Origin of the sequence: Ideonella sp. B508-1 (assembly GCF_000333615.1) — a bacterium.
Classification (GTDB): domain Bacteria; phylum Pseudomonadota; class Gammaproteobacteria; order Burkholderiales; family Burkholderiaceae_C; genus Ideonella.
The window spans coordinates 1-10,383 of record NZ_BADL01000037.1 but is presented as its reverse complement, the minus strand read 5'-3'; the positions used below and the strand labels follow the sequence as shown (position 1 = coordinate 10,383).

The window sequence follows — 10,383 nt, the reverse complement described above, 5'->3', positions numbered from 1 at the left end:
ATGATCCTGTCCGAGGATTGCGATGAGGCCGGCATCCGTGCCGCGGCCCAGGCGCATGGCCTGCAGCTGAGACTGCGTGGCGCGGGCCGGCGTTGGTGGGAGTGGGCCGCGATCCTGCAGGTGCAGCCGCTGGGCGAGGGGGCGCCGTGAACCTGCGCGATGCGGCAGTGCAGGTGCACGTGGCGCTGGCCTGCGGTGTGCTGCTGAGTGGACTGGCGGCCGGCCTGGTCCGTGTCTCGCGCTGGCGCAGACAACATGCGGTGTGGGGCCGAGTCTGTCTGGCCGGGGTGGTCGCCAGCAGCGTGTTGGCGCTGGGCCTGGCGGCTGACTCGCACAACCGTTTCGGCCTGCTGTTTGCACTGCAGCCCCTGGTGCTGGGGCTGAGTGGCGTCGCGCAGTGGTGGCGGGCTCGCTGGTTGCGCCTGGCCACGGGCGCCATGGGCCTGCTGGTGGCCGCTGGGGTGCTGCGGGGCTTCTGGCGTTTTCTGGCCACGCGCGATGTCGTGGACGTGGCCGCCTTTGCCGCGGTCGCGCTCACCGTGGCCCTGCTGGCCCTGGGCGATTTGCGGCCACGCCGCCAACCCCTGGCGCTGGCCCATGCCCGGCGCATGCTGGCCGTGGGCTGGCTCTATCTGGCCGAGCTGCTGATCTTCGTCTGGGATCCGCACCCGAGCCTGATCGCCTGGGCTGGAGCCGCCTTGCCGCTGACCGGAGTGGCCTGGGTGCTGCGGCGGCGAGCCGGAACATGAGGCCCCAGCCATGAGTGCACAGGACCGCCGTGCTTCAGCGCAGCGCCCGTACCTCGTCAATGAGCTGCACCGCACGGTGCAGGCTGGTGTGCTCGCGGTACGCCCGCTCCAGCGCGCGGCGCGCCACCTGCTCGCGGCCGGGCCGGTCGTCCACCCAGCGCTCGAAGGCCTCGCGCATCGCATGGGGCCGGCGCGCCACGGCGATCAGCTCGTCCTCATCGAAGTGCTGGCGGGTCAGGGGGCTGAGCTCGGTGATCTGGAAGCTGCCACTGGCGGCAGCGGCGTAGACCCGCTGGGTCAGGTCGCCCGCGTGCGCCAGCAGCGGTGCCACCAGCGGGGCCAGCGACACCCGTGCCATGGCCTGCATGCGGGCATGCTCGGCCACCGGCAGCCTGGGCATGCCGAAGCCCCAGGTGTCGCGTTCACCGAACAGGCCTCGGTACCGGGCCAGAATGCCTCGCATCGTCTGCCGCACGGCCAGAACCCGCTCCCGGTTGGCCACCGAAAGATGCACGTGGTCGACCACCCGGTCGACGCCGTGGGGGCGGTCGCGGAAGGGGCTGGCGGCCTGTGGCAGCCAGAGAAACGGCTTGTTCAGAGCCAACCAGGGCCCCACGCTGTGCTGCATGAAGGGCCGCGCATGCAGCGACAGCAGCAGGTCCGCACCCGCTCCTTGGGCCGTGTGCGCCAGACGCCGTGTTTCGCCGGCCGTCAGCGCGGCGTGCTGCTCAGCCCGTCCGGCCAGCACGGCGTCGCGGGCCGGAATCAGCAGCCGTGTACAGCGCGAGGGCCGATCCAGCCCCGCGTGCTGAAGCTGCAGCAGCAGGGCATCCGTCTCCAGCCCCAGCAGCAGCGTGGGCCTGAAGTCGGCCACCAGGGCCGGGGTGAGTTCCGACACCGCGTTCAGGCGCCTGGCGGCCACGCCGATGTGTTGCAGCGCGCAGCGCAGGTCTTCGAACCACACCAGGCCGGCCGGCGAGGGTGGGGTCAGCAGCAGCGCTCTTTCGCCCGTTGCGGCCCGCACCTGGCTGAAGCGGCGCAGCGTCTGTTGGCAGCGCTCGGTGCCCAGCTGCTGCAAGGCCGGGTCCGGCGTCTCCGGGGGGCGCCGCGGGCCCCGCAGCCGCCCCAGCAGCCAACAGGCCTGCACTTCGCGTCGCAGCGCCACCCTCATCAGCCTGTCGCACCACGCTTGTCGCTTGCTGGTCATGCCCGCCCGATTCATCGGGCCGCACTATGCCATGGGCGGTGTCCGACGGAGGGCCGGGCATGAGTGCCGCACCCGATGTGCATCGCCTGGCACGGCAGCCGGGCGAAGCTGTTCCATGGGGGGGATGGCAGCCCGGGCAGGTCCTGGGGGCCCTGCGGCGTTTGCTGGCGCTGCCGACCCATGTGCTGCTGATGGGGCTGCTGGCGGCGCTGCTGCGGGCCGGCCTGTGGTGGCTGGTGTCGGTGGCCATGGGGCGTCTTGTGGGCGGTGGCTCCGTGCCGGGCTGGACCATCACGGCGGCCCTTGCCTTGCTGGCCTCGGCGGCACTGGGGTGCGCCGGCCAGCGCTGCATCGCCGACGCGGTGCTGCTGGGCTTGACCCGTCTGCGTGAGCGCCTGGTGGCCCATCAGCTGTCCCTGCCCGTGGAGACCGTGCGGTCGATGGGGCCGGAACGCTTCGTGCTGGCCCTGACCCGCGACGGGGAACTGCTGCAACAGATGGCGCGGGCCGGCTTCGGCGTGCTGTTGCCAGGCCTGGTGCTGACCCTGCTGTGCCTGGGGGGCCTCGCGATGTTGCTGCCTGGGCTGGCCCTTCCCCTGGGGCTGGCCCTGCTGCTGCTGTGGGCCTTGCGTCGGCGCGTGGCGGCGCACCTGTCACGCCAGATGGGGCGCACGCACGCGGCCATCGACGCGCTTTATGCGCAGCTGGGTGGCCTGGTGTTGCGCCATGAACTGGCGGTGGGCCATGCCAATGAAGCGGGGGAGCTGCAGGCCAGCCGCTCGGCCATTGCGCACAGCCACGCTCAATCCGGGGCGCTGAGCCGGCTGCAGATCGGCGTGGCCGAATTGGAGGGCCTGTTGCTGGGGTTGGCTCTGCTCGGCCTGGTGGCCTGGTTGCGCGGGGGCCAGGGGCCGGCGGTCACCGGGCCGGTGCTGGCCTCGGGCTTGTTCCTGCTGCTGTCCTTGCGCGGTGCGCTGCAGGGCGTGCTGAGGGCCCTGCAGGAGATGGCGCAGGGCGTGCCGGCTTTGCGCAGCATCGAGCAGCTGCTGGCGCTGCCGCCCGAGCCGCCGCACCCAGGGCAGCAGCCCCCTTCGGCTTGGCGGGTGAGCCTGAGCGGGGCGCGCCACCGGGTGGGCGATCGGGTTCTGTTCCAGGCGGTGGAGCTGGCTCTGCCTCCTGGGCGCATCAGCGTCTTGACCGGGGCCAACGGGGTGGGCAAGACCAGCTTGCTGGCCTTGCTGCTGGGGCTGATCGAACCCGAGGCGGGCACGCTGCGGGTGGACGATGTGCCCTGGTCACAGATCGATCGCGCGGCCTTCCGGCGTGGCGTGGGCCACTTGCCGCAGCACCCGCTGCTGTTTGCCGCCAGCGTGCGCGACAACATCGCCTACGCCGTGCCGGACGCCACTCCGCAGGCGGTTCAGGCTGTGGCGGAGGCCGTGGGGCTGGGGCCGCGTCTGCAGGCCTGGCCGCACGGCCTGGCCACCCTGCTGGGCCCGGGGGGCAGCCCGCTCTCGGGCGGCGAGCGTCAGCGCGTGGCACTCGCCCGGGCCTTGCTGCGCAGCCCCCGTCTCCTGGTGCTGGACGAACCGACCAACCACCTGGACGGCCCCAGCGCGCAGGCCTTGCTGACGCTGCTGCGCCAGGCCCCCGGGCGGCCGGGCGTGCTGATCGTCAGCCATGACCCGACCTTGATCAGTCAGGCCGATCAGGTGCTGGAGATGGTGGATGGTCGGCTGCGGGTGCGGGGCCGCGCGAGGCCGCCTCCATCACCTGCTTGAGCGGCATGGCCTGCAGCCGCCCCTGGCCGATGGGCCGGCCCTGGGCGTAGAGCTTGAAGTCCGGCTGGCCGGGGGCCACGCGGAAGGGCTGGGTGCAGCGCAGGGCGATCTCGGCGCTCTGGCCGGGGTCGATCTCGCCTTCGATGTCGGGCAGACGCAGGGCGCAGGTGATGACGGCGGGCTCGCCGGAAAACTGCACCTGGGCCATGAAGTTGTGGAACACCGGCTGGGCCAGGCCGCTGCGCATGCCGGGCTTCCACAGGCTGACCTGCACGGCCACCGGCGTGTCTTCGGGGAACTGCAGGGGTTCGGCGGCCTGGGCGGGCTGGGCGATGGCCGACAGGCCGAGCAGGGCGGCCGGCCCCAGCACGCGCGAAACCCGCGCGGCGGCGCAGCCAAGACTTCGCCGCGCCATCAGGCCGCCTCCACCGCCGCTTCCACCACCATCTGCACGCGCTGCTGGCCCTGGAACTCGTCCAGGCTGATGCGGTAGGCCAGGCGCACCTTTTCGCTCACCGGCTCGGCGTGGCCGAACCAGATGGCGTCGCGCAGCTGGCCCTGGTGGCGCACGCGCAGCTTCAGGTGTTTTTCGCCCACCAGGCGCTGCTGCACCACGTCCACCACATCGCAGAAGACCGGGGCCTCGAAGCCCTGGCCCCACACCACTTGCTCCAGCTGCGCGGCGGTGGCGGGGGTGAAGTACTCCACCGGCAGCGGGCCGTCGGTGGCCATGCGGCGCTGCAGGGCCTCGGGTGCCAGCCACTCGCGGGCCACCTGCTGCAGGGCCTGCTCGAAGGTGTCCAGGTGCTCTTCGGCCAGGGTGCAGCCGGCGGCCATGGCGTGGCCGCCAAAGCGGATCAGCACGCCGGGGTGGCGCTTGCTGACCAGGTCCAGCGCGTCGCGCAGATGAAAGCCTGGAATGGAGCGGCCGGAGCCCTTGAGCAGCCCGTCCGCGCCGATGGCAAAGACGAAGGTGGGGCGGTGCAGCCGGTCCTTGGTGCGGCCGGCCACGATGCCCACCACGCCTTCGTGGAACTCGGGGTCGAAGAGCACCACCGCCTCGGGCGGCGTGCCTTCGGGCATCAGGTGTTCCAGCAGGGCCTCGGCCTGTTCGCGCATGCCGCCTTCCACCTCGCGGCGTTCGCGGTTGATGGCGTCGAGCTGGCCGGCCAGTTCGGTGGCGCGGGCGGGGTCGTCGGTCAGCAGGCACTCGATGCCCAGCGTCATGTCGGCCAGGCGGCCGGCGGCGTTGATGCGCGGGCCCAGTGCAAAGCCGAAGTCGAAGGCGCTGGCCTTGGCCGGCTGACGGGCCGCGGCCTGGAACAGCGCGGCCACGCCGGGCTGCACGCGGCCGCTGCGCACGCGCTTCAAGCCCTGGGTGACGAGGCGGCGGTTGTTGTCGTCGAGCTTGACCACGTCGGCCACGGTGCCCAGGGCCACCAGGTCCAGCAGGGCGTCCAGCCGGGGCTGCTGGGCGGCGTCAAAGCGGCCGCGGGCGCGCAGCTCGGCGCGCAGGGCCAGCAGCACGTAGAAAACCACGCCCACACCGGCCAGCGACTTGCTCTCGAAGGGGCAGCCCGGCTGGTTCGGGTTGACGATGACGTTGGCCGCGGGCAGCTCCACCTGGCCGTCGATGACGGCGGGCAGGTGGTGGTCGGTCACCAGCACGTCCAGGCCCTGGGCGCGGGCATGGGCCACGCCGGCCAGGCTGGCGATGCCGTTGTCCACCGTCACCAGCAGGGCGGGTTGGCACTGGGCGATGGCGAGGTCGACGATGGCGGGCGTCAGGCCGTAGCCGTGCACCGCGCGGTCGGGCACCACGTAGTGCAGGGTGTCGGGCTGGGCGCCCAGCATGGCCAGGCCGCGCAGCGCGGTGGCGCAGGCGGTGGCACCGTCGCAGTCGTAGTCGGCAATGACGCACAGGCGCCGGCCGGCGTCGATGGCGTCGGCCAGCAACTGGGCGGCCTCAAGCGCGCCTTTCAGCGCGGTGGGCGGCAGCAGCTTGGCCAGGCCGTCGTCCAGGGCCTCGGGGCTGCGCACGCCGCGGGCGGCAAACAGGCGGGCCAGCAGCGGGTGCACACCGCTTTCTTCCAGCGCAAAGGCGGCGCGGGGCGGCACGTCGCGGGTGAAGAGGGTGGGGGTGGCGGTGGAGGGCGCGTTCACGGGGCGATCAAGGCTCAGAGTTCTTGCAGCAGGGCGGCGGCGTGGGGGCGGGCGCGGGGCAGCAGGCGGCGCCACCAGGGCTGGGGTTGCGGTGTCCAGTGGCGCACATGGCGCTCGCCGCACAGGGTGAGGCGCAGGGGCTGGCCCTGGTCCAGCCGGGCCAGCAGTTCGGGGATGCGGCTGGCGTCCAGCGCCTGCCAGGCTTCGGCCCAGGCGGCCCAGTCGTCGGCCAGCACCGGGCCGCGCAGGCGGTTGTCCAGGGTCACGGCATCGGTGGCCGGCGGGGGCAGGGCGGGGCCGGTGCCGCTCAGCCAGAAGGAGTTGACGGGCAACTGGCCGCGGGCCTCGCGCTCGTCGTTGAGCGGGTGGGTGTAGAGCAGCATCTGCACCTCGGCCTGCAGGCGGCGGATCTGCTTGGCGGCGGGGTGGTCGTTGAGCCACCAGTCCACATTGCGGCCGATCACCCGGTCCAGCGACGCGGTGGGCAGGCTGGCCAGCTGCGGGTGCTGCACATACCAGCGGGTGGGGGCGCCCCAGTGCAGGCGCCAGCCGTCCTCCTCGAACAGGGGGCGCAGCACCTCGAACAGGGCGCGGGCGGTGGGTTCGTCCAGGTCCAGCTCGGCCGGGTTGGCCAGCGACACCTGCTCGGTGCCCAGGTGCCAGTGGGTGGGGCTGATGAGGCCCCAGCCGTCGCCTTCGGGGGCCAAGCCATCGGCCCGGGCGCTCAGCGTGGCCAGGGGCAGCAGGCCATCGGCCACGGGCCAGCCCCAGGCCTGGGCCAGGGCGCGTTCGTGCGGGGCGCTCAGGCTCAGCTCGTCGCCCAGGTCCCCGGCCGCCGGGGCCTCGGGGGCCAGACGGGCCAGCAGGCGTTCCAGGTTCGGCAGGGCCAGGCCGGACAGGGCCTGGGTGGCCGCGGGCGAAAGGGCGCTGGCGTGGGCGATGACGAACTGCATGGGGTGGGATTATCGGTCCCCCACCCGGTGGGCGCCGGCGCTCAGACCACGTTGTCCCAGGGGGCCGACAGCCGCACCGCACCGTGGATGATGCCGACCATGGAATAGGTCTGCGGGAAGTTGCCCCACAGCTCGCCGGTGGTGGCGTGCATGTCCTCGCTGAGCAGGCCGACGTGGTTGCGCCGGGCCAGCAGGGCTTCGAAGGATTCGCGGGCTTCCTCGCGTCGGCCGATGCGGGCCAGCGCGTCCACCCGCCAGAAGGAGCAGACGTTGAAGGCCACCTCGGGCTTGCCGAAGTCGTCGGCCGCCTCGTAGCGCCGCATGAAGGGGCCGTCGCACAGCGTGCGTTCCATGGCTTCGACGGTCTGGATGAAGCGCGGGTCGTTGGGCGGCAGAAAGCCGACCTCGCCCATCAGCAGCACGCTGGCGTCCAGGTCCTGCCCGCCCAGGCTTTCGACAAAGGCCTGGCGCTTCTCGCTCCAGGCCTGCTGCAGGATGGCGGCGTGGATCTGGCGTGCGCGGGCCTGCCAGAAGTGGGCCCGTTCGGACAGGCCCAGCGAGCTGGCGATGCGGGCCAGGCGGTCGCAGGCGGCCCAGCACATCAGCGCCGAAGAGGTGTGCACCCGGGCCCGGGTGCGCAGCTCCCAGATGCCGGCGTCGGGCTGGTCGTGCAGGCGCCAGGCCTGTTCGCCCATGGCCTCCAGCGCGGCAAAGTCGGCGCTGTCGCCGCGGCGGAACAGGCGGTGGTCATGGAAGGCCTGGGCCGCGCCCAGCACGATGTTGCCGTAGACATCGTGCTGGAAGTGCTCATAGGCCTGGTTGCCCACCCGCACCGGGCCCATGCCGCGGTAGCCGGCGGCCTGCGGCACGATGGATTCGGGCAGGTCGCGCTCCAGGCCGATGCCGTAGAGCGGCTGCACCCGTCCGTCGGGCGTGCTGCGGATCACGTTGTAGAGCCAGTTCAGGTAGCTCTCCATCGTGCCCACCTCGGACAGGCTGTTGAGCGCCCGCACCACGAAGAAGGCGTCGCGCAGCCAGCAGTAGCGGTAGTCCCAGTTGCGGCCGCTGTGGGCGGCCTCGGGGATGCTGGTGGTCATGGCGGCGACGATGGCGCCGGTCTCCTCGTACTGGCAGAGCTTGAGGGTGATGGCTGCGCGGATCACCGCGTCCTGCCATTCCAGCGGCAGGGCCAGGCGGTGGGTCCAGTGGCGCCAGTGCAGGCTGGTGGCCTCTTCAAAGTCGCGCGCGGTTTCCTCGATGCCGCCGGTCAGGGTCTCGTCCGGCCCCAGCAGCAGGCTCACCGGGCCATGCAGCGAGAACCAGGTGCCGTCCAGCAGGTAGGTCAGCGGCACGTTGGTGTTCAGCCGCAGCGTGATGTCGGGCAGCAGGTAGCGCAGGTGGTGGCTGCCGCGGGTGAGGGTGGGCGCGCTGGCGCCCCAGTCGCCCCGGGGCTTGACGGAGAAGCGCACCCGCGGGTGGCCGGCCAGTGGCCGCACCCGGCGCACCAGCTGGGCCGGGCGGAAGATGCGTTCGCGCACGATGAAGCGCGGGGCAAAGTCCACCACCTCGATGCCCTGGCCCTGGCCGTCCCACAGCCGGGTGCGCAGCACCGCCGTGCCGGGGTCGTACTGCTGCTCGGTGCGGGTCAGCCCCTCCAGTTCCACCGTCATCGCCCCGTCCAGCGGCAGGCCATCGGCCGAATGCAGCAGGGCGTCGAAGACGGGGGCGCTGTCAAAGCGCGGCATGCAGCACCAGACCAGGCTGGCCCGGCTGTCCACCAGGGCACCCACGGTGCAGTTGCCGATCAGGGCCAGGTCCAGGCTGGCGGGCGGGTGCACGGTGTCGGAAGGCTGGGTCATCGTTTCGGCTCCTTGTCCTACGGGAACTTGTTCCCTGCTTGGCTACCCTATGTATAGATGCAAATGCAAAAGTGTCCAAATGTTCACTGTGGCCACGCATCAGGCGGGGCAGAGGAGGCCCGCCCGGCATGTTCAAGACCCTGCGACTTCAGCTTCGGTTCCTTCTTCCGCTGGCCATCACCCTGGTGGCCGCCGCCTATCTGGCGGTGCCGCTGCTGGACCAGGTGACGCTGCGCTGGTTCGCGCGCGATCTCAACAGCCGCGGCCAACTGGTGGCCGGCACACTGGCGGACAACGCGGCCGATGCCATCAGTTCAGGCCGCTATGAGCGCCTGCGGGCGACGATGGAGCGGGTGGCCCAGGACGAGCGCCTGTTCGCCATGGGCCTGTGCAGCCCCGATGGGCGCTGGCTGGTGCGTACCAGCGGCTTCCCGCGGGAACTGAGCTGCCAGCAGGCCGAAGGGGTGGCGGCCCAGCCCGAACACCGCCTGGATCTGGCCGGGGGGCCGGTGCATCTGGGCGTTCACCCGGTCATCGGCACGCCGGTGCAGCCGCTGGTGGCGCAGACGCCGGCATCGGCGGCGTCCTCGGCGGCCCAGGCGTCCAGCCTCTTCGTCGGGCCCTTGATCGAGCCGCGCGCCGCGCCGCAGGATGCGGCGGCGGTGCAACTGGGCGAACTGGTGCTGGTGCACGACCTGAGCTTCATGGAGCGGCGCAGCCAGGACACGCGCCGCTACCTCATCGTCTTCCTGGCGGTGCTGGGCTTTGTCATCGCCGTCATCACCATGGTGGTGGCGCAGCTGAGCTGGCGCGGCTGGGTCAACGGGGTGCGGGCCATCCTGCGCGGCGAGGGCCTGCTCACGCCCATGGTGCCGGCGCCGGAGCTGGCCCCCTTTGCCGAGGAGATGCAGCGGCACCTGCGCGACCTGGAGGACGAGTACCGCCGCCTGCAGGGCCCCGAAACCGAATGGACGGCCGAGCGTCTGCGCGCGCTGCTGCACAGCCAGCTCAGCGGGGATCAGGTGATCGTGGTGTCCAACCGCGAGCCCTACATCCACGAGCATGGTGAGAACGGCGTGGTGGTGCGCCGCCCGGCCAGCGGCCTGGTCACGGCGGTGGAGCCGGTGATGCGGGCCTGCTCGGGCACCTGGATCGCCCATGGCAGCGGCGCGGCCGACCGTGAGGTGGTGGATGCCCAGGACCGGGTGGCCGTGCCGCCGGGCCACGACGACTACTACCTGCGCCGCATCTGGCTGAGCGCCGAGGAGGAGCGTGGCTACTACTTCGGCTTTGCCAATGAAGGCCTGTGGCCGCTGTGCCATGTGGCCCATGTGCGCCCGGTGTTCCGCGAGAGCGACTGGGAGGCCTACAAGGCCGTGAACCAGCGCTTTGCCGACGCCGTGGTGGCCGAGGCCCGCAGCGAGGATCCGGTGGTGCTGGTGCAGGACTACCACTTCGCCCTGCTGCCGGCCATGGTGCGGGAGAAGCTGCCGCAAGCCACCATCCTGACCTTCTGGCACATCCCCTGGCCCAATCCGGAATCCTTCGGCATCTGCCCCTGGCGACGCGAGCTGGTGCAGGGCCTGTTGGGTTCCACCATCCTGGGCTTCACACCCGCTTCCACTGCCGCAACTTCATGGAGACGGTGGACCGCTACCTCGAGGCGCGCAT

At 71.9% G+C, this 10,383-nt stretch carries 8 protein-coding genes; 3 read left to right on the top strand and 5 right to left on the bottom strand.

Going from position 1 to position 10,383, the window contains the following annotated elements:
* Positions 1–146: 146 nt before the first annotated feature.
* Positions 147–749: a hypothetical protein gene (locus I73_RS01905; RefSeq protein ID WP_022979070.1), complete on the top strand. Its 603-nt coding sequence runs from the start codon at positions 147–149 to the stop codon at positions 747–749.
* 34 nt (positions 750–783) lie between these two features.
* Here the strand turns inward: I73_RS01905 and I73_RS01900 are convergent, their stop codons facing one another.
* On the bottom strand, positions 784–1,956 hold the full coding sequence (locus tag I73_RS01900) for a glycosyltransferase (protein ID WP_159105824.1): 1,173 nt from the start codon (positions 1,954–1,956) through the stop codon (positions 784–786).
* A gap of 59 nt (positions 1,957–2,015) precedes the next feature.
* On the opposite strand from I73_RS01900, the gene I73_RS01895 reads away from it, so the two are divergent.
* On the top strand, positions 2,016–3,737 hold the full coding sequence (locus tag I73_RS01895; RefSeq protein WP_148289651.1) for an ATP-binding cassette domain-containing protein: 1,722 nt from the start codon (positions 2,016–2,018) through the stop codon (positions 3,735–3,737).
* Here I73_RS01895 and I73_RS01890 read toward each other — a convergent pair.
* The 4 genes from I73_RS01890 to I73_RS01875 are packed head-to-tail and all read right to left on the bottom strand — an operon-like array spanning position 3,652 to position 8,712.
* On the bottom strand, positions 3,652–4,152 hold the full coding sequence (locus I73_RS01890) for a hypothetical protein (RefSeq protein ID WP_148289650.1): 501 nt from the start codon (positions 4,150–4,152) through the stop codon (positions 3,652–3,654). The two genes, I73_RS01895 and I73_RS01890, sit on opposite strands and share 86 nt — an antisense overlap.
* Positions 4,152–5,900: a single-stranded-DNA-specific exonuclease RecJ gene (recJ, locus tag I73_RS01885; protein WP_022979066.1), complete on the bottom strand. Its 1,749-nt coding sequence runs from the start codon at positions 5,898–5,900 to the stop codon at positions 4,152–4,154. The genes I73_RS01890 and recJ overlap by 1 nt, the downstream gene beginning before the upstream one ends.
* A gap of 14 nt (positions 5,901–5,914) precedes the next feature.
* A complete protein-coding gene (locus I73_RS01880; protein ID WP_022979065.1) occupies positions 5,915–6,853 on the bottom strand; it encodes a hypothetical protein in 939 nt (312 codons plus the stop codon).
* Between the two features lie 41 nt (positions 6,854–6,894).
* A complete protein-coding gene (locus tag I73_RS01875; RefSeq protein ID WP_022979064.1) occupies positions 6,895–8,712 on the bottom strand; it encodes a glycoside hydrolase family 15 protein in 1,818 nt (605 codons plus the stop codon).
* 128 nt (positions 8,713–8,840) lie between these two features.
* Between I73_RS01875 and I73_RS25405 the strand changes: the two genes are divergently transcribed.
* The coding region (locus tag I73_RS25405; protein ID WP_374701936.1) for a trehalose-6-phosphate synthase at positions 8,841–10,383 on the top strand (1,543 nt) is incomplete at its 3' end.

What these genes read in the sequence shown, in the direction of transcription:
- I73_RS01900 (WP_159105824.1), bottom strand. Translation starts at nt 1,956, where the DNA reads ATGACCAGCAAGCGACAAGCGTGGTGCGACAGGCTGATGAGGGTGGCG.
- I73_RS01895 (WP_148289651.1), top strand. Translation starts at nt 2,016, where the DNA reads ATGAGTGCCGCACCCGATGTGCATCGCCTGGCACGGCAGCCGGGCGAA.
- I73_RS01890 (WP_148289650.1), bottom strand. Translation starts at nt 4,152, where the DNA reads ATGGCGCGGCGAAGTCTTGGCTGCGCCGCCGCGCGGGTTTCGCGCGTG.
- I73_RS01880 (WP_022979065.1), bottom strand. Translation starts at nt 6,853, where the DNA reads ATGCAGTTCGTCATCGCCCACGCCAGCGCCCTTTCGCCCGCGGCCACC.
- I73_RS01875 (WP_022979064.1), bottom strand. Translation starts at nt 8,712, where the DNA reads ATGACCCAGCCTTCCGACACCGTGCACCCGCCCGCCAGCCTGGACCTG.